Genomic DNA, 19,416 nt, shown 5'->3' on the forward strand with positions numbered 1-19,416 from the left:
CTCCGCTCAGGCCCCGGCGGGCGGCGCCCCCCGGTCGGCGCCCGTCAGGCGCAGCTGGACCTGCACCTCCTGGTCGCCCGACGCCGTGCCTTCCGCCGTGGCCTTGAAGGCCCCTTCGAGCACCGCGCGCAGGCGGCCCACCGCCGCAGGGCCGCCCTGGAGGTCGGCGGTCACGGGCCCGGAGAGCAGCACTCCGGGGACCGGGCCCGGCGCCTGGGAGGCCAGGAAGGAGCCGGTCCACACGGCGGGCCGTGTCGCCTCGGTCTGCCGGGGCGCGTCCTCCCCTCGGTCGCCGCGGAAATGCGTGCACAGGGCGCCGAAGACCGCGTCCGCGTCGGCGGCCGAGCAGTCGCTGAGCACCACGTGCACCAGGTCGGGGGACGAGGGCTGCGCCTGCGGGTTCGGTGTGTCGTTCATGGTGTTCTCCCAGGGGGTGGCGGACGGCTCGCGCGGCATCACAGGTCGCGCAGCGCGGGCAGCAGCTCCTTCTCGGCCCAGTCGATGAACGGCAGCTGGTGGTCGCCGCCCACCTGGACGAGAGCGATCTCGGTGAAGCCCGCGTCCGCGAAGGGGCGGACCGCGTCGACGAACGCGTCGACGTCGGAGCCGCACGGGATCTGTTGCGCGATGTCCTGCGGCGTGACGAACTGGGTGGCTCCGGCGAAGCCGGACGGGCCGGGCAGCTCGGCGTTGACCGGCCAGCCGCCCACGCTCCAGCGGAACTGCTCGTGGGCGCGGGCGATCGCCGCGTCCTTGTCGGTGTCGTAGCAGACGGGCAGCTGACCGATGCGGGGCTTGCCGCGGCCGCCGTGGCGGTCGAAGGAGTCGAGCAGCTCGGTCTTCGGTTCGGTGGCGATGACCAGGTCGGCGTGGCGGCCCGCCAGGGCGCACGAGACCTCGCCGGAGACGGCCACACCGATGGGCGGCAGCTCGTCCGGCACGTCCCACAGCCGGGCGTTCGCCACGTCGAAGTGGGTGCCCTGGTGGTGGACGGTGTCCCCCGTGAACAGCGCCCGGATGATCTCGACGGCCTCTTCGAGCATCTCGAGGCGGACCTTCGGCGCGGGCCAGCCGGCGCCGACCACGTGCTCGTTGAGGTTCTCGCCGCTGCCGAGGCCGAGCCGGAAGCGGCCCTCCGAGAGCAGCTGCATCGTGGCGGCCTTCTGGGCCACCACGGCGGGGTGGTACCGCACCGTCGGACAGGTCACGTACGTCATGAGCGGAATCGTCGAGGTCGCCTGCGCGGCGGCGCCGAGTACGCTCCACGCGTACGGTGAGTGTCCCTGCTCCTCCAGCCACGGGAAGTAGTGGTCGGAGGTCACCGAGAAGTCGAACCCGGCGCCCTCCGCGGCGACCAGGTGCTCCACGAGGGAGCGCGGTCCCGCTTGCTCGGTCATCATCGTGTAGCCGATTTTCACCATAATCTACGCTTTTGCCTTACTGGCCCGGCTGAAACCTACGAGTACGGACGGAGGACGGCGCACGGCTGCGCCCCCGGAGTCGGGGTACTGGGTACCGAGTGGCCCCCTCAGTCCGAAGTAGGCGGGCCGGAGAGGTGGCGTCTGTTGCGTACCGTGGGTGTGGAGGAAGAGCTTCTCCTGTTCGACCGTGCGAGTGGGGAGCCGCGCGCCTTGTCGACGGCCGTCCTGGCCCGGGCCGCGAGGGACACCGCCGGGAGCCCCGGCTCCGCCGAGCGGGGCGGCGCTGACGGGGACGGCGGCGGGGGCCCGGACTACGAAGGTGAGTACACCGAGGACGAGGCCTTCGAGAAGGAGCTGCACGGCCACCAGATCGAGTTCGCCACGCGGCCGCAGTCGGACATGGACAGCCTGTCCGCCGAGATCGTCCGGTGGCGGGCGGACGCGGCCCGGCACGCCGGGGACGTGGGCGCCGCGGTGGCCGCGCTCGCCACCTCTCCCCTGCCCGCGAGCCCCTCGGTCAACGTGGGCGGCCGCTACCAGTGGATGGAGGAGCAGTTCGGCCTCACCACCCAGGAGCAGCTGACCTGCGGCTGCCACGTCCACGTCTCGGTGGAGTCGGACGAGGAGGGCGTGGCCGTCGTGGACAGGATCAGGCCGTGGCTGGCGGTCCTCGTCGCGCTCAGCTCCAATTCACCGTTCTGGCAGGGGCAGGACACTCTGTACGCCAGCTACCGCAGCAGGGTGTGGGGGCGCTGGCCCATGGCGGGCCCCACCGAGATCTTCGGCACGGCCGAGCGGTACGAGCAGCAGGTCAGCGACATGGTGACCACCGGGGTGCTGCGCGACCGGGGCATGGTCTACTTCGACGCCCGGCTCTCCCACCGCTATCCCACCGTGGAGATCCGGGTGGCGGACGTCTGCCTCGACGCGGGCACCACCGTCCTCGTCGCCGCGCTCGCCCGCGCCCTCGTCGAGACGGCCGCGCGGGAGTGGCGCGCGGGCACGCCGCCGCTGGGGCACGGCGTCAGCCTGCTGCGGCTCGCCGCGTGGCGGGCCGCGCGCTCCGGCCTGGACGAGGCCCTCCTCCATCCGCTGTCGATGCGGCCGGTTCCCGGCGCGGAGGTGGTGCGGACCCTGGTCGAGCATGTGAGCGACGCGCTCGACGACAGCGGGGACCTCGCCCTGGTCCGCGAGCAGACGGCGCGGCTCCTGGAGCACGGGACGGGGGCCCGCGTCCAGCGGGACCTCTTGGAGCGTACGGGCAGTCTGGGCGACGTGATCACGGAGTGCGTGCGCCGCACTCAGGCGCCCTCCCTGTGACCGGCGGCGGCTCATGATCCTCTCCACGCTCACCCGCACGTCAACCCGTCGTAACCCGCGGCGCTTTGGATGACCACGCCGGCACGTCCCGCCGGCCCCGTCCCCACCCCCACAGGGAGAGACTTCCGTGCCCCACTCCACCCCGCGCACCTGCCTGGGCGGCGCCGTCGCCGTGGCCCTCGCCGCGACGGCGACGCTGGTCGCGACGGCCCCGAGCGCGTCGGCCGCCGACACGCCCCGTCTGAAGGTGCTCACGTACAACGCCTTCCTGTTCAGCAAGACGCTGTACCCGAACTGGGGGCAGGACCACCGCGCCAAGGAGATACCCGCCGCCGGCTTCTTCCGGGGCAACGACGTCGTCGTGTTGCAGGAGGCGTTCGACAATTCCTCGTCCGACGCCCTCCAGAAGAACGCCTCGGCGCTCTACCCGCACCAGACGCCCGTGGTGGGCCGGGGCAAGTCCGGCTGGGACGCCACCGGGGGCGCGTACTCCGCGCTGACTCCGGAGGACGGCGGCGTGACGGTCCTCAGCAAGTGGCCGATCGTGCGCAAGGAGCAGTACGTCTACAAGGACGCCTGCGGCGCGGACTACCACTCCAACAAGGGCTTCGCGTACGCCGTCCTGGACGTGGACGGCGCGAAGGTGCACGTGGTCGGCACCCACGCCCAGTCCACCGACCCCGGCTGCTCGGCGGGCGAGGCGGCCACGACGCGCGCCAAGCAGTTCAAGGAGCTGGACGCGTTCCTGGACGCCAAGCGCATCCCGGCGAACGAGCAGGTCCTGGTCGCGGGCGACTTCAACGTGGACTCGCACAGCCCGGAGTACGCCTCGATGCTCACCGACGCGGGCCTCGTGCCCGCGGACGAGCGGACGGGACACCCGTACTCCTTCGACACGCGGGACAATTCGATCGCCGCCGAGCGCTACCCGAGCGACCCCCGCGAGGACCTCGATCACGTCCTGCACCGCCAGGGGCACGCCCGCCCGTCGGGGTGGAAGAACGACGTGGTCAAGGAGCAAAGCGCCCCCTGGACGGTGTCGAGCTGGGGCAAGCAGTACACCTACACCGACCTCTCCGACCACTACCCGGTGGTGGGCGGCTAGCGGATCCGCCCCGAGGGGTCACCCGGTGCCCGCCCACGCGTCGGCCCCGAAGGTGCCCTTGACGTCGGAGGCGAGGGCGGCGGCGTCCACCCTCGCCTCCAGGGCGTAGACGGTGGTCTTGCGCGGGCCGCGGACGGTGAGGTGGACGGGGCTCTCTCCGGGGTGGGCGGCGAGGATCCGCTTGAGGTCGGCCACGGCTGCCTCGGTGACGCGGTGGGCCGGCAGGGCGAGCAGGACGGTGGGCCTGCCGCCGTGCTCGGCGGAGGACACGTCGAGCACGGTGAGTTCCCGGCCGAAGACGTTCAGGGTGCCGTCGCGGTCCTCGGCCTTGCCCTTGACGGAGATGACGGCGTCCGCGGCCAGGGCGTCCTGGACCAGTCGGTAGGCGGCGGGGAAGAAGAGGACCTCCACGCTCGCGTCGCGGTCGGCGAGCTGGACGATCGCCCAGGCGTTGCCCTGTTTGGTCACCTTGCGCTGGATGCCGGTGATCAGACCGGAGAGCCTTACATCGTCGCCGGTGCGGCCGGAGGCGAGGAGTTCGGCGATGGTGCGGTCCCGCGCGCCCGTGAGGATGTGCTCGGCGCCGTCGAGCGGATGGGCGGAGACGTAGAGGCCGAGCATCTCGCGTTCGGTCGCGAGGAGTTGCCTGCGCGGCCACTCGGACGGGTCGAGGGGGAAGTCCAGGCCGAAGGGCGGCGCGGGGGTCTCCCGCCCGCCCGTGAGGTGCGCGAACAGGACGTCCTGGCCGAAGGCGGCCGCCTTCTTCACCGGGGTGATCGCGTCGATGGCGGCCTCGTGGACGGCGGTCAGGCCCTTGCGGGAGTGCCCGAGCGAGTCGAACGCACCGGCCTTGATCAGGGATTCCACGGCCCTCTTGGGCAGTGCGGGCAGCTCGGCCTTGTCGAGGAAGTCGCAGAAGGAGGTGAACTTCCCCCTGCGGCGGCGGGCGTCGACGACGGCTTCGATGACGCTGTCGCCGACGTTGCGCACGGAGCGCAGTCCGAACCGCACGTCGTCGCCGACCGCGGTGAACTCCGCGAGGGACTCGTTCACGTCGGGCTGGAGGACCCGGACGCCGTTCTTGCGGGCGTCGGCCAGATAGACCGCGGCCTTGTCCTTGTCGTCGCCGACCGAGGTGAGCAGGGCGGCCATGTACTCGGCGGGGTAGTTCGCCTTGAGGTAGGCGGTCCAGTACGACACCAGGCCGTATCCGGCGGTGTGGGACTTGTTGAAGGCGTAGCCGGAGAACGGCAGCATCACGTCCCAGAGGGCTTGGACGGCCTCGTCGGAGAACCCGTTCGCGCGCATGCCGCCGTGGAACTTCTCCCACTCGGCGGCCAGGACCTCCGGCTTCTTCTTGCCCATCGCGCGGCGCAGCATGTCGGCGCCGCCCAGGGTGTACCCGGCGAGCTGCCGGGCGATGGCCATGATCTGCTCCTGGAAGATCAGCAGGTGGTGGGTGGAGCCGAGGATCGGTTCGAGGGCCTCCTTCAGCTCGGGGTGGATGGGGGCGGGCTCCTGCTTGCCGTTCTGCCGCAGCGCGTAGTTGGTGTGGGCGTTGGCGGCCATGGGGCCGGGGCGGTAGAGGGCGTTGGCGGCCGCGATGTCCTCGAAGCGGGTGGGTTCCATCAGCTTGAGCAGGGCCCGCATGCCGCCGCCGTCGAGCTGGAAGACGCCGAAGGTGTTGCCGTCGGCGAGCAGCCGGTACGTCCTGGCGTCGTCGAGCGGGATCACGACGGTGGCCGGGTCGCCGTCGCCCGGGTCGACGGTGGCCAGGCGCACGCCGCGGTTCTCCCGGATGTTCTCGATGGCCTGGTCGATGACGCCGAGGTTCCGCAGCCCCAGGAAGTCCATCTTGATCAGGCCCATCGCCTCGCACGACGGGTAGTCGAAGCCGGTGATCTTCGCGCCGTCGGCGGCCCGCATGTGCAGCGGGATCCGGTCGGTCAGACGCGTCTTGGACAGGATCACGGCCGCGGCGTGCACGCCGGTGCCGCGGGTGAGGCCCTCCACGCCGCGCGCGGTGTCGATGACCCGTTTGACGTCCGGCTCGGTGTCGTACAGCTGCCGGATCTCCCCGGCCTCGGCGTAGCGCGGGTGGGCGGGGTCGAAGACGGCGGCCAGCGGGGCGGACTTGCCGTTCTGGTCCGGCGGGAGCGCCTTGGTGATGCGCTCGCCGTGGGCGTACGGGTAGCCGAGGATGCGTGAGGAGTCCTTGATCGCGTTCTTGGCCTTGATGGTGCCGAAGGTGTTCACGAAGGCGGTGTACTCGTCGCCGTACTTCTCGGTGACGTAGCGGACCATGCGGTCGCGCCGGCGGTCGTCGAAGTCGAGGTCGACGTCCGGCGGGTTGATGCGCTCGGGGTTCAGGAACCGCTCGAACAGCAGGCCGTGTTCCAGGGGGCACAGCTCGGTGATGCGGGTCGCGTAGGCGACGAGGGAGCCGGTCGCCGAGCCGCGGCCGGGTCCGATGGGGATCCTGTTGTCGCGGGCGTACCGGCAGATGTCGGCGACCACGAGGAAGTACGAGCTGAAGCCCATGGGCCCGATGACGGACATCTCGGTCTCGAAGCGGTCCATGACGGGCGCGGGGACCGGGTCGCCGTAGCGCAGGACCAGGCCTTTCATGACCTCTTTGCGCAGCCATGACTCCTGGGTCTCGCCGGCGGGGACGTCCGGGAAGCGCGGCATCTCGTCGACGTGGTCGAAGACGTCGTCGTAGGGCTCGACGCTCTCGGCGATCAGCAGGGTGTTGTCGCAGGCCTCCGGCAGCTCCGAGAAGAGCGCGCGCATGGCGGTGGCGCTCTTGAGGTAGTAGCCGGAGCCGTTGAAGCGGAAGCGCCTCGGGTCGTCCTTGTTCTTGCCGACGCCGATGCACAGCAGGTTGTCGTGGGCGTCGGCCTGGTCCTCGGTGACGTAGTGCGCGTCGTTGGTGGCGAGCAGAGGGAGCCCCAGTTCGCCGGCCAGGCGCAGCAGCCCCTCGCGGACGCCGCGTTCGATGTCCAGGCCGTGGTCCATCAGCTCCAGGAAGTAGTGCTCGCGCCCGAAGAGGTCCTGCCAGGCCGCGGCGGCCGCCTTCGCCTCGTCGTACTGGCCCAGCCTGAGGCGCGTCTGGATCTCGCCGGAGGGGCAGCCGGTGGTGGCGATGATGCCGTCCGGGCGCTCGGCGATCAGCTCCCGGTCCATGCGCGGCTTGCCCGCGGGGAACTGGCCCTCGTAGCTGGCCCGGGTGCTGAGCCGGAAGAGGTTCCGCAGGCCCTGGACGTTCCGGGCCCACATGGTCATGTGGGTGAAGCGGCCGCCGCCGGAGACGTCCTTGGAGCCCTCGCCGCCGTCGCCGACGGCGCGGCGGCCGCCCGGCCCCCAGAACTCCTGCTTGCGCGCGAAGCGCGAGGACGGTGCCATGTACGCCTCGATGCCGATGATCGGCTTGACGGTGTCGAACTCCTTGGCCACGCGGGCGAACTCATAGGCGCCGAACATGTTGCCGTGGTCACTCATGGCGATGGCGGGCATCCGCTGCCGGGCCACCTCGTCGAACATGGGCCTCAGCTTCTGGGCGCCGTCCAGCATCGAGTACTCGGTGTGGTTGTGCAGGTGGACGAAGGAGTCGGGCACGGGTGCGTCACCTCCGGAGCGCGGGGCAGATTCCCTCCGGCCCGGGTGCCGTGGCCCCGGTCAACCGGTCTGGGCAACCTTTCGTTGACCCGCGTCATCCAAGCGAGCGCCAAGCCCCGGGATCAAACAACCGTCCGACCGGCGAGCCACAACCACGCGTTGTGTCACTAGGCTGGGCGCTGTGGATCTCAACGCCGTACGCACCTTCGTCGTCGCCGCCGAGGCCGGGCAGTTCCAGAAGGCCGCCGTGGATCTGTCGCTCACGCAGCAGGCCGTCTCCAAGCGCGTCGCCGCGCTGGAGGAGGAGCTGGGGGTGCGCCTCTTCGCCCGCACGCCGCGCGGGGCCCGGCTCACCATCGACGGGCAGGCGTTCCTGCCGCACGCCCGGGCGCTGCTCCTGGCCGAGGAGCGGGCGGCGGCGTCCGTGCGCCCCGGCCGGCGCGCCCTGCGCGTGGACGTGGTCGGCCGCCGGGTCGCGACGGCGGGCCTGGTGCGCGACTTCCACCGCGCGCACCCCGAGGTGGAGCTGGACGTCGTCACGCTGTACGGCGTGGACGCGGCGGTCGAGGCCCTCGCCTCCGGCACCATCGACGCCACGTTCCGGGCGGTGACCATGCCGGGCCGGCGGCTTCCGGACGGCGTCAGGGCGCTGCCCGTGTTCGACGAGCCGCAGCTCCTGTTCACCGGGCCCGCCCACCCGTTCGCCTCCGCGTCCTCGGTCACGCTCGCCGAGCTGGCCGGGCACCGCATCTGGATGCCGGGCAACGCGCCGGGCACGGAGTGGGCCGCGTACTACGACGCGCTCGCGGAAACCTTCGGCCTGTCCATCGACGCCATCGGCCCCGACTTCGGGGTCGAGGCCCTCCTCGACACGATCGTGGACTCCGCGTCCCTCGCGACGTTCCTCAGCGAGCGCACTCCCCTCGTCTGGCCCGTCGGCCATGACATGCGGCTCGTCCCGCTGCGCGACCCCACCCCGGTCTACCCGCACTCGCTGCTCTGGCGCGCCGACAACCCGCACCCGGCCCTGGCGACGCTGCGCGACCACCTCGTCTCCGTGCGGCCGAAGGCGCCGGACAGCGCCATCTGGAAGCCGGAGTGGGCCCGCTGAAGGCTCCGGCGGCCCGGCGGCCTGCCTACGATCGGCATATGGCCCTCTTCCGCGTCGAGCGCACCACGCCCCTGAGTCCCGACGAGGCGTGGCGGCGGCTGACGGACTGGGAGCGGCACGGCCAGGCCATGCCCCTGACCAGGGTCACCGTCACCGGGGCACCAGATGGTGCGGGCACCCGGCTGACCGCGCGGTCCGGCGTGGGGCCGCTGGCGTTCGACGACCTGATGGAGGTCGTGGTCTGGCAGCCGCCGCGGGGCGGGCGCGGGACCTGCCGTCTGGTCAAGCGCGGCTCGTTCGTCACCGGGTGGGCCGAGATCGAGGTGGGTCCCGAGGGGTCCGGCGGGGGTGCGCGGGTGATCTGGCGTGAGGAGCTGCGGGTGCGATGGCTGCCCGGGGCGCTGGATCCCGTGGTGGCGCGGTCGGCGTCGTGGCTGTTCGGGCGGGCGGTCGACACGCTGCTGGCCGGGCGCTGACCGGCCGGCCAGCCGGCGTACGGGCCCGGCCGCACGACGAGCCGGCCCGGCCAGGTCAGTCGACGGGCTTCTCCCACACCGAGACGTGCCTGGTGCTTTCGCTGGTGAAGGGCTTGCCGTGCCAGTCCTCCCAGCGGTCGCGCAGCCGCAGCCCGGCGAGCCGCGCCATCAGGTCCAGCTCGGCGGGCCACACGTACCGGAAGGGGAGGGAGCGGTGCTCGGCACGGCCGTCGACGATCGTGACGTAGTGCGAACTCATCGCCTGCGTGGCGACGTCGTAGGTGTCGAAGGCCCACTGGGTGGGGCTGATGTGGAACGGTACGGCGGTCTGGCCCGGCGGCAGGAGGCGCAGGTCGGGCACGCCGACCTCGATCACGAAGCGGCCGCCCGGGCGCAGATGGGCGGCGGCGTTGTGAAAGCAGGCCACCTGGGCGTCCTGCGTGGTGAGGTTGTTGATCGTGTTGAAGACGAGGTAGACCACGGAGGCGGAGCGCGCGTCCTCGGCATGGGTGGTGGCGAAGTCGCCGATGGTCACGCCGACGGCGTCGCCGCCCGGCTTGTTCCGCAGCCGGGACGCCATGGCGCGGGACAGCTCGATGCCGTGCACCGGGACGCCGCGCCGGGCCAGCGGCAGGGCGATGCGGCCCGTGCCGATGCCGAACTCCAGCGCCTGTCCCTCGCCCGCCAGATCGGCGAGGACGTCGACGACCGGGTCCACCGCCTCCGGGCGGAACATGTCCGCCGACGACTCGTCGTAGGTGGCGGCGACGTCTTCCGCGAAGTATCCGTCCTCATGGGGCATGCCGGGACGGTAGCGCCCGGGGCTCCGGTGACGCACGGGGTTTTCCGCCGCACGGGATGCGGATCGGTCGGCGCGCGGTGAACCTGGAGACAGGGGCGACACGGCAAGGAGACATCCCATGTCTGTGATGGACAAGCTCAAGCAGATGCTGAAGGGCCACGAGGACAAGGCGGGCCAGGGCATCGACAAGGCCGGAGACTTCGTCGACGACAAGACGCAGGGCAAGTACAGCAGCCAGGTCGACACCGCCCAGGACAAGCTGAGGCAGCAGCTGGGCGCGGACAGGGAGCAGGGCGGCGGCCAGGACAACCCGCCCCGGGCCTGAGCGGGGCCGGAGGTCCGGGCCGGAAGCCGGCCCGGACCGTGCCGCCGCGCGCCGCTAGTCGCGGCCCGTCGAGGACCGCTGGTGCGCGGTGCGGGCGAGCCTGGGTCCCAGCCACCGCTTGAACCGGCGCAGCGCCTCGACCTGCCCGGCGGCCTTGTCGAGGCCGTAGTAGAGCTGGGGCGGTACGTACGGCAGCAACGGTGAGTGGCGCTGGCCGAGCAGGGCGAACATGCGGTGCGGGGGCAGGTGGATGTACCGCGGCAGGTTCTCGTACCACTGGGCGCTGAGGCGGGCCGCGCTCTGCACGGACAGCAGGGCGCCTGCCCGCTCCCGCTGGTAGGCGGCGAGGGCCCGCGGGAGCGTGGCGTGGGCGCGCAGGGCGGTGGCCAGGGCGATGGCGTCCTCCAGGGCGAGGGTGGTGCCCGCGCCGATGGAGTAGTGCGTGGTGTGGGCCGCGTCGCCGAGGAGTACGACGTTGTCGTGGTACCAGCGCCGGTTGGTGAGGGTCTGGAAGGTCAGCCACTGGGCGCGGCCGTCGGTGGAGGAGCGGCCGATCAGGGGGTGCCCGTCCAGGAGGCGGGCGAAGAGCTTGCCCAGGAGGGTCAGGCCCTCGGCCTCGTCGGCGCGGTCGAGGCCGAGCCCGGCCCAGGTCTCCGGGGCGCATTCGACGACGCAGGTGCTGCCCTCCGCGCCGTAGCCGTACGCGTAGGCCCAGATCCAGCCGTGGTCGGTCTCCACGAAGGCGAAGGTGAAGGCGTCGAAGACCTTGGTGGTGCCGAGCCAGATGTACTGGTTGCGCCCGGCGGTGACGTGGGTGCCGTGGTGGTCCGCGTTCCGGCCGCGCAGCGTGCTGTGGAGACCGTCGGCGGCGACGACCAGGCCGGCGTCGCGGGGCAGCGCGTCGGCCGTCACCTCGTGGCCGAACTCCAGCCGGACGCCGAGGGACCGGGCCCGTGCGGCGAGCAGTTCGAGGAGCCGGTGGCGGCCGATGCCGAAGCCCTCGTCGCCGCGGTGGCGCGCGGTCCGGTCCCCGACGTGGGCGACGCCGTCGCGCCAGCGCACCGAGTGCTCCTCGACCGCGCGCGCGGATACGGGGTCGTGCTCGTGGAGCTTGTCGAGGAGCCCGCGCCAGTAGGTGACGCCCCAGCCGTAGGTGGAGCCCTCCGGGTTGCGCTCGTGGACGGTGATCTCGGTGGCCGGGTCCTGCCGTTTCAGCAGGATGGAGAGATAGAGACCGGCGGGCCCGCCTCCGACGCAGGTGACCTTCACGCACACCTCTGCAAGTCGCTCACGATGATCAGTCGATAACAGAGAGTAGCAGTAGAGGCGTGTGGTCCCGTCCCGCCGCGAGGGGCCCGTCCGCGTTCCGCAGCACGGCCGAGTCCTCTCGCGGCGGCCGGTGTCCTACAGCTTGAAGTCGATCCGGCCCACAAGGCCGACGGTCAGCTCGAAGTAGTCGGCGTGCACCAGGCGCCGGGCGGCCGGCACCGGCGTGCCGTTGACGGTGACGGTGTCGGTCGCCGTGTCCTTGTCGGTGCGGTACAGCTCGTGCTCCTCGACGAGCAGCCGGTACAGGGTGAGGGGTTGGCCGGTGGGGGCCGTGATGCCGCCGGACCAGGCGAAGCCCGTGCCGTCGGCGCGGCAGGCCAGGTCCACCGGGGTGCCCAGCTGCTTCCAGTCCATGTCGTCCTTCCCCAGGCTCGCCCGGCTCTGGAGGGTGAGGGTGACCCGGCGGCACGCAGCCGCCGCGGTGGTGCCCGTGCCGCTGATCTCGCCGAGTTCGTTGTACGTGGCCGGGCCGGTGTGGGTGAGGGTGAGCAGGCTGCCCTCGCGTCGCCCGGTGAGCGTGCGCGGTGGCAGGAGCTGGGCGAACTCCGCCCGTTCCACCTTCGACAGGTGCAGCGGGTCGATCGCGTACGGCTGGTAGCGGGCGAGGGCGAGACGCAGGTACGGGAAGTAGGTGGTGGCCGCGCTGCCGCCGAAGTCCACGTCGATGTCGACGTACCAGAGCTTGCGTCCCTCGTCGTACGACGGGGTGAAGGCCGCGGCGTCGACCAGGACCGGGGCCGTGTCGGGTGAGCCGGGCAGGCGCAGACCGGTCGGGCGCTTCTCCGCGTTCGGGAAGTGCGTGGCCTGCGGGCGCGGCAGGACGGTGGTGTCGGCCCAGACGGGGTCGACGCCCCAACGGGTGGCGAGGGTGTCGGGCAGGGCGGTGCCCGTGTCGAGGACGACGGCGAGCATCTCGTCGTCGCCGGAGGAGTACCAGGGGCGGTTCAGATAGACGCGCAGGCCCGCGGGGCGGCGGCGCTGGGTGACCGCGGCCCGCTCCTGGTCGACGCTGCGGTCGTGGCGCAGGGTCGGCACGGCGTAGGCGACGGCGGGCGGCTCGGGCCTGCGGGAGCTGGGCACCGGCAGGGGCGGCGCGGTCGGGCCGAGGCGGGTGACGTTGGCGCGGTCGTCGGTGATGGTGGGGTGGAAGTACTCGCGGAAGCGGGTGACGGCGGTCGGCGTGTAGCGGACGTTGCGGTGCCGGGTGTCGCCGAACTCGTGGGTGCGGGTGACCCGTTCCGTGTAGTCGGTGTAGTCGAGGGTGATGTCCTGGAGGAGCTTGCGCCCGTCGACGCGGGTGGGTGCGTCCTGGGTGACGTCGTCGAGCCATTCGCTCCAGCGGGCGTCCACCTCGACGTGTCCGGTGCTCTCGGCGTGGCTGGTGACCTGGAGGGTGATGTCGGACGCGGTCTGTTCGGCCGTGCGGGAGGCGGCGAGTTCGGCGAGGCGCGGTGGCTCGACGGGCTTCTCCACGGCGTGCACCAGGGTGATCTCGGTCCACGGCGTGAGCATCCAGTTCTCGCCGTCGGCGGTGGCCCGGGTGAGGAACGTCCGGTCGCGCTCGCGCAGGTCCTGCCAGAAGGAGGACTCGGTGAGCAGCCCCCACTGGCGCAGCAGGGGGAGTTTCTCCGGGTCCAGGTAGCAGCTCAGGCGGACCGTGGCGATCTCGCCCTTGTGCAGGTACACCTCCAGGACGCGCTCGATGAGGCCGTCCCAGTGCGGTTCGCCGCTGCCTTCCCGGATGCGGATCTTGAAGGGGCGGGCCTGGGGCCAGGGGCCGGGGAAGGGGATCTTGCGGTTCTCCCGGTCGCCGGGCAGGCCGCGCAGCATGACGCCCTCGGCGAGGACGTCCGGGAGGTAGGGAAGCAGCAGCTGGTGGGTGTCGTGCACGATGAACTCGCCCTGTTCGAGGCCTGCGCCGCGGCGTGCGAGCGGCAGCGGGGTGACGGGCAGCGGGTCGTGCACGTCGTGCTTGGCGACGTGGATGGAGCCCTCAAGCAGCAGGTCGCGTGCGAGGTGCGGCCACTGCGGGTCGCGTACGACGGTGTCCAGGAAGGACCCGGACTCGCGGGAGGCGGCGGCGAAGTACTCCTCGCGCACCCGGTCGGGCTTGGCGGCGCCGAAGGCGTCGTCGAACACGCCGTGTTCCTCGGCCATCTGCAAGGCGGTCTTCGGGGGTGCCACGTGCCGTTCGGCGATGGGCTTGTACTGGCGATCGAGGCCGTCGACGTCGGAGCGCGCCTTGTGGTCGGGGACGTCGGAGCGCCACAGGACGTACTCGTCGGGCGGGACGTGGCGGCCATCGTCGGTGACGGTGCTGCGGATGACCAGGCGCTCGGTGGACTCGCCTTCGTTGAACGGCAGGAGCGGCACCACCACGGGCTGCGGGACGGGCTCCCAGCGGCCGTAGGTGATCGCGTCGGACTGGACGGCGTCGGGTGTGCTCGCCGTGTGGTCGACGCTGTTGCCCGCGAGGTCGACGACGCGGGCACGCATGCGGTACGTGCGGCCGTAGCGCAGGGCGGGCAGCGAGCCGGGCTCCGCCGTGAACCGGGTCTCCAGGGGCACGTCCGGTGACACGGGCGGGGCGGGTGCCTCCGGCTCGTTGTCCAGCCCGATGGTGCGGCCCGGGCGGGGCGCAGCGAGGCTCCAGCCGTGCCAGCCGAAGACGGCCTGGTGGCCGTACAGCTCCCGCGCCCCGGCGGACACGGCCGTCACGGCGCTGGCGCGCACCAGGCCCTCGTCCGGGCGGACCTGGAGGGTGAGGGGCCGCTGTCCGGGCCAGCGGATCGTGTAGCGGCCGCGGCGGCGCAGCAGGGACTGCCACTGGCGGACGGCGCCGGTGGCCGGGTCGATGGTGCCGATGTCCACGCGGTAGCCGCGTACCAGGTTCTCGGCGGTCAGGTCGCCCGCTTCGCCGCTGGTGCGCCGCTTGAGGTCGGTGCCGATCTGCCCGGCCAGATGGCGGTCGCGGTCGGTGTGCATGAGGGTGATGCCGCCGCCGCGTGCGGCCGGGGTGGCGGTGCCCGCGACCTGGTGGGCGACGGAGCCGGGGCTCGCCGGTACGTCGCGGCGGTGCAGGGCGGCGATGGTGCGGGCGTAGTCGAGGTGCTTCAGGGCCGCCCCGTCCACGTCCAGTTCGGTCAGGTGCCAGGTGTCGGGGGCGCCGAGGTTCAGCATCCTGCCGGTGATGAGGCCCTGGTGGGTGGTGCCCGCTTCGAAGACGCTGCCCCGGACGAGCCGGATGGTCGTCCAGGGACGTCCGGGGATGCCGGGGTCCTCGTCGGCGAAGCGCACCCGGACGCGGGCGCCGTCGGGCACGCCCGCGGGCAGCGTGAACCGCCGGTCGATGACGAGGCCGAACCTGCGTTGCAGCTCCGGGTAGTCGCCGAGCAGGCCGCACGCCTCGTGGAAGTCGACGCGGTGCTCTTCCTCCTCCGTTTCCTCGGCGAGGGCTTCGGCGGACGGCTTGAGCCGGTCGTAGAACAGGGCGGCCTCGGCCAGGGGCAGCATGTGCTGGTGCGCGGACTGGTTGTACACCTCGGTCGTACGGTCCATGAAGCGGGGGGTGAGGTCGTCGGCGTCCCGTGGGTCGTCGCTGTGCGGGGTGAGTGCCCGCTGCACCGCCGCGTAGCCGAGGGACAGCTCCCTGCCGATGCCGAGGACCTGCTCGGAGATGATGTCGGGCATCAGGTAGAGGGCGGGCATCTCCCAGCCGCGGTGGTCCGTGGGGGGCTCCTCGCACAGGAGGCTCTCCTGGCGGGCCCATTCGCCGCCGAGGCGGCTGCGCGTCGTGGTCACCGCGACGGCCTGGTACACGCTGGTGATCTCGTCGTGCACCATCTTGCCGGGGAAGGAGCGCAGCGTGCGCGGCGCATCGGCGGCGAGCGCGGCCGACTGCGGCGGCGGGCGGACCGGGGTGGTGTCGTTGAACAGGGCCTTCCATACGTCGAGGTCGGCGGCGGGGTAGCGGCCGGTGGGCTCGTGCTCCGTGACGAGGGTGCCGCCGGGCTGGTCGAACTCGAACCGCAGCCCGGGCAGCAGGGTGTTCAGCCGCTCGGGCCACCTGATGAACGCGTCGGACTGGCCGAGCCGGGTGATGCCGGTCAGGTCCGGGGTGACGAGGACGGACACGCGTACGGTGTCGCCCTCGATGACGCCGTCGGGAAGGACGGTCCATCGGATGGTGTCCACCATGGTCAGTTCACCTCCGCGAAGGCCGTGCAGTAGTCGAGGACGGGGTCGACGCGGGCGCCCGTGACCGGGTCGGTGTACGGCGACATGAGGTCGGCGAACGACGGCGGCGTCAGCGCCGGGGCGGCGCCCGCGAACCCGGTGAGCTTGCCGCCGCCGGCGAACTTCCTCTCGCAGCGGATCGTCACCGACCGCTCGAAGAAGCCGATCTCGATGCTGATGGTGAGGCGGGCGCGGCCGACGGCGTAGCCGCCTTCGTAGCCGAGTTCGAGGTACAGCTCGATGGAGGCGGAGACGATGCCGAGGACGTCGACCTCGCCGCGGGCGCGGAGGTAGCCGACGAGTTTGATGTCGGGGCGGATCTCCTCGTGCGTCGGCCTCTGGGGGTCGGGTTTGACCGGCTTGAGTTCGAGCCGGAAGTAGACGCCCGCCATCACGGACAGGCTGCCGCTGGCCACGCCGAAGTTCATGGACACCGCGGCGCCGAATTCGATGGCGGCGTCCAGGACGGCGATTTCCTTGGGGTTCAGGACGATCCCGAAGTAGCCGCCCCCGCCGAGCATCGACACGGTGAGGCGGAACGGCGCTTCGCGGCGGCAGAAGGAGAAGCCTGCCTGGAGGGGGGTGTCGCCGATGAACGGCACGGAGAGCATCGCGTTCAGGGAGAGGTTCTCCAGGCTGAAGACGCCGACGGCCGCGTTGGGCAGCTGCATCGAGTAGGTGGCGCGGATGCCGGAGCTGTCGACGGTGAGGGCGGGCGGGTCGCTGAAGCCGTCGAGCGGGATGAGGTTGCGCAGGGTCTGGATGAAGTCCAGGTGTCCGATGAAGTTGACGCCGCGGAACTTGACCTCGACGTCGGGCTTCTTCCCCGCGCGCATGGTGAAGCGGATGCGCTCGAAGTCCAGGGCGATCGCGGGGAACTCGGGGACCATGCGCAGCCTGAAGTCGTCCAGCGTGCAGGTGACGTCGGCGGCCTGGGGCACGTCGGGGCGCAGGGAGCCGCGCAGGTCCGCGACGAGGGTCAGCTTGCCCACGGGCCAGAAGACGGCGTCCTTCTCGTGCTGCGGGATCTCCGTCACGCCCGGTGTCCACGCCCTGAGGTCCGGCTGCCACTGGATGCGGGAGTTGACGACGTCCGGCAGCCTGGCGCCGAGCGCGGCCGCCTTGATGGCGTCCCGCAGCGCGATGACCTGGCCCGCTCCGGTCTCGTAGGTGGCGGTCGCTTCGGCGATGCGGGTGAGCAGCTGCCGCACTCCGGTCTCGACCGTGGCGGGCAGGTTGACGCGCAGGTCCCGGAGGGCGTCGGCGAAGGCGCGGAAGGCCGCGTCGACCTCTTCGATGCGCGTGGGGGCGGGGTGGTGCTCCAGGTTGCTCGTGATGTAGGCGAGGAGCACCTCGACGAAGCGCGTCGCGGTGTCGACGACGCGGACGACACGGTCGGCGGTCTGCGGGAACTGTTCCTGGACGGCGGCCAGCGTGTCGCGCAGACCGCGCAGGTCGTTGAGGAATCCGGTGACGGCGTTGACGGTCGCCGTGAGGAAGTTCGGCGCCTTGAGTTTGTCGAGGCCGGCTTCCTTGAGGATCTCCGACAGCGGGAACAACCCGAACAGCTTGGCGCCGGCGATCTCCTTGAAGTAGTCGAGCGGGTTGAACCGGCCCTGGAGGAGGTTGGCCCACTTGTCGGCCGGGTCGGCCGTGGGCCCGAGCGGGGTCGTGGAGGCGGCGGCGACCGGGCCGGTCTTCCGGGAGAGGCCCGCGACGGTGAAGTTCGGCTGGGCGAGAGCCCCGGTGCTCTGTCCTCCCCCGCTGAAGCTCAGGCGGAAGGGCTCGACGAGTTCGATGAACAGCTGGCCCCTGTTGGCGTCGGTGAAGGCGTCGCGCACGTAGGGGTCGGGGTGGAACACCGACTGGGGCTGGTCGCCGCCGGAGCCGGTGCCGAAGCGGCTGAGGGCGGGCACGACGGCTCGCGCCCAGCGCACGACCGGCAGGAAGAGGGGCTCGTCGGCGGCGACCGGGCCCGGCGTGGTCACGGCGCCCCAGATGAGCTGTCCGGTGGAGAGCGTCGTGTCGTCGGGCTTGTCGCTCGGCGCGTAGGCGACGGCTTGGCCGCGTACGTCGGCGAGGGCGCGTCTGACGGCGTCGTGGGCCGGGTCGGGCGCCGTGGGGCCCGGCGCGGTCGCGTCCGGGGTGTAGAGCGTGACCAGTCTCTCCACGTCGGTCCGGCTCCCGTACACGCTCTGGCCGACGAAGGCCATGGGCGTACGGAATTCGACGAGGCGGCCGTCGAGGTCGGTCATGCTCACCTGGAACGGGAAGGGCGACGCCTCGTCGGTCTCCGGGAAGAAAGCGAACTTCCGGTTGGGTTGTCGGGGGTCGGCGGTCACGTCCAGGATCTGCACGGGCTGGTGCAGGTCGGGGGTGACGAGGGTGAGCAGGCGGACGCTGGTGAACGGGAAGCGGCGGCGCAGCCGTTTGAGTTCGTCGGTGTCCTCAGGGGCGCCGTAGCGGCGGACCGGCTCGCGCACCATGATGAAGAACCGCTGGTGGAGGTAGGCGGCGTGGTCGGGCCGCTCGTGGTCGAACTTGCGCTCGGTGACCTTGACGAGGTCCGCGAGGTGCCCGAAGGGGAAGAGCCTTCCCCGGTACATGACGCGTACGTAGTGATCGCGGCCGAGGGAGGCGCGGTGGCGCCACTGGGTGACGTTGAACCCGGCGGGCGGCCGGTCCCAGCGGCCGAGGGAGTCGAGCCAGCCTCCCACGCTGGACAGCATGAGGTTGTCGCCGGTGAGCGGCGTCGGCCGGAAGCCGCCCGGAAGCTGGGTGTTGGAGGTCAGGTGCACCACGGACGACCGGTCCTCGGGGGTCATCGGCATGGTGAAGTCGTTGCCGACGGGGTCGAGGGGGTGCGGGTCGGCGGGGTCGAAGCCGGGGTCACGTGTCCAGACGGCGCGGGCGCCGGTGGCGGGCAGGCGGGTGTGCCACAGTTCGACGCGGCCTGGGGGGCCGGCGAGTTCGGTGCTGTGGGACCAGGTGGCGCCCTGGGGTGGCGACAGCAGGAGCCGGTAGGGCAGTTCGATGCCGGTCTTCGGGTCGTCCGGGTTCGCGAGCGGGTTCTCCGGCCGGGCTCCGGCGGCCGGCTCCGTGGCCGGGGCGGCGAGCAGTCCGGCGTCGACGGGTGCGTCGGTGCCGTGCCGCGCGGCCAGCTCGGCCACCGTGCGGGCCAGGCGCAGGGCGCGGAAGACATTGTCGGGCGCGTCGGCCACGGAGTGGCGGTGGAGGCCTGCTGCGGCGGCCGGTTCGCGGGCGGCGTCGACGACGCGCAGCGGGAGCAGCCGCATGGCTTCGAGCAGGCCCGTGTCGGTGTAGGTGACGGCGGCCTGGGCTCCCACCTCGAACACCAGCACGCTGCGGCCGCCGATGCGGGAGGCCACGGGCGGCGGCTTGCGCGGCTCGCTCCCCGCCGGGGCGGCCTCGGCGGTCTCCGGGATGCCGGGGGAGATCTCGAAGAACGCCTGCTCGACGACGTGCTGGGGGCCGAAGGTGACAACGAGGTAGCCCGGCTTGTCCGGCTTCTGGCGGACCAGGCGGCGGGGTTCGAGCAGGGGCTTCTCCAGGCGTAGGCCGAGGAAGCGGAAGTGGAGGTCGAGCAGGTCGGTGGCGCGCAGCAGACGGTAGGGCTGCGCGGGCGGTGGCACGGACATGGGTTCCCCCATTG

At 72.0% G+C, this 19,416-nt stretch carries 12 protein-coding genes; 5 read left to right on the forward strand and 7 right to left on the reverse strand.

Annotated features, from left to right (window positions below; all coding sequences use genetic code 11):
* Positions 1-6: 6 nt before the first annotated feature.
* Both AC07GB_RS28235 and AC07GB_RS28240 read right to left on the reverse strand, forming a co-directional pair.
* Complete coding sequence (locus AC07GB_RS28235; protein WP_478850231.1) at positions 7-417, reverse strand: hypothetical protein; 411 nt, start codon at positions 415-417, stop codon at positions 7-9.
* A gap of 38 nt (positions 418-455) precedes the next feature.
* Positions 456-1,421, reverse strand: coding sequence for an LLM class F420-dependent oxidoreductase (locus AC07GB_RS28240; RefSeq protein ID WP_478850233.1), 966 nt, complete (start codon positions 1,419-1,421; stop codon positions 456-458).
* Positions 1,422-1,565: 144 nt separating this feature from the next.
* Here AC07GB_RS28240 and AC07GB_RS28245 point away from each other — a divergent pair, with 144 nt between their 5' ends.
* Positions 1,566-2,741 carry a glutamate--cysteine ligase 2 gene (locus AC07GB_RS28245; protein ID WP_478850235.1) on the forward strand — a complete coding sequence of 392 codons (1,176 nt, stop codon included), beginning with the start codon at positions 1,566-1,568 and terminating at the stop codon, positions 2,739-2,741.
* A 127-nt stretch (positions 2,742-2,868) separates the two neighbouring features.
* A complete protein-coding gene (gene sph, locus AC07GB_RS28250) occupies positions 2,869-3,846 on the forward strand; it encodes a sphingomyelin phosphodiesterase (protein WP_478850237.1) in 978 nt (325 codons plus the stop codon).
* An 18-nt stretch (positions 3,847-3,864) separates the two neighbouring features.
* On the opposite strand, the gene dnaE is transcribed toward sph, so the two are convergent.
* The gene (dnaE, locus tag AC07GB_RS28255) at positions 3,865-7,464 is read right to left on the reverse strand and encodes a DNA polymerase III subunit alpha (protein WP_478850239.1); all 3,600 of its coding nucleotides are present in this window, start codon (positions 7,462-7,464) and stop codon (positions 3,865-3,867) included.
* Positions 7,465-7,645: 181 nt separating this feature from the next.
* On the opposite strand from dnaE, the gene AC07GB_RS28260 reads away from it, so the two are divergent.
* Together AC07GB_RS28260 and AC07GB_RS28265 are read left to right on the forward strand one after the other, a co-directional pair.
* Positions 7,646-8,575: a LysR family transcriptional regulator gene (locus tag AC07GB_RS28260; protein ID WP_478850241.1), complete on the forward strand. Its 930-nt coding sequence runs from the start codon at positions 7,646-7,648 to the stop codon at positions 8,573-8,575.
* Positions 8,576-8,613: 38 nt separating this feature from the next.
* On the forward strand, positions 8,614-9,051 hold the full coding sequence (locus AC07GB_RS28265; protein ID WP_478850243.1) for an SRPBCC family protein: 438 nt from the start codon (positions 8,614-8,616) through the stop codon (positions 9,049-9,051).
* Between the two features lie 55 nt (positions 9,052-9,106).
* Here the strand turns inward: AC07GB_RS28265 and AC07GB_RS28270 are convergent, their stop codons facing one another.
* Complete coding sequence (locus AC07GB_RS28270) at positions 9,107-9,853, reverse strand: class I SAM-dependent DNA methyltransferase (protein WP_478850245.1); 747 nt, start codon at positions 9,851-9,853, stop codon at positions 9,107-9,109.
* A 118-nt stretch (positions 9,854-9,971) separates the two neighbouring features.
* Between AC07GB_RS28270 and AC07GB_RS28275 the strand changes: the two genes are divergently transcribed.
* Complete coding sequence (locus AC07GB_RS28275; protein ID WP_478850247.1) at positions 9,972-10,178, forward strand: antitoxin; 207 nt, start codon at positions 9,972-9,974, stop codon at positions 10,176-10,178.
* Between the two features lie 54 nt (positions 10,179-10,232).
* Here the strand turns inward: AC07GB_RS28275 and AC07GB_RS28280 are convergent, their stop codons facing one another.
* From AC07GB_RS28280 to AC07GB_RS28290, 3 genes are all read right to left on the reverse strand, one after another.
* Positions 10,233-11,453 (reverse strand): FAD-dependent monooxygenase, encoded by a 1,221-nt coding sequence (locus AC07GB_RS28280; RefSeq protein ID WP_478850249.1) that lies wholly within the window; start codon positions 11,451-11,453, stop codon positions 10,233-10,235.
* Between the two features lie 129 nt (positions 11,454-11,582).
* Positions 11,583-15,704: a hypothetical protein gene (locus AC07GB_RS28285; protein WP_478850251.1), complete on the reverse strand. Its 4,122-nt coding sequence runs from the start codon at positions 15,702-15,704 to the stop codon at positions 11,583-11,585.
* Between the two features lie 2 nt (positions 15,705-15,706).
* Positions 15,707-19,402 (reverse strand): hypothetical protein, encoded by a 3,696-nt coding sequence (locus AC07GB_RS28290; RefSeq protein ID WP_478850253.1) that lies wholly within the window; start codon positions 19,400-19,402, stop codon positions 15,707-15,709.
* Between the last annotated feature and the right edge of the window lie 14 nt (positions 19,403-19,416).

This window comes from Streptomyces sp. NPDC045778 (genome assembly GCF_056431945.1).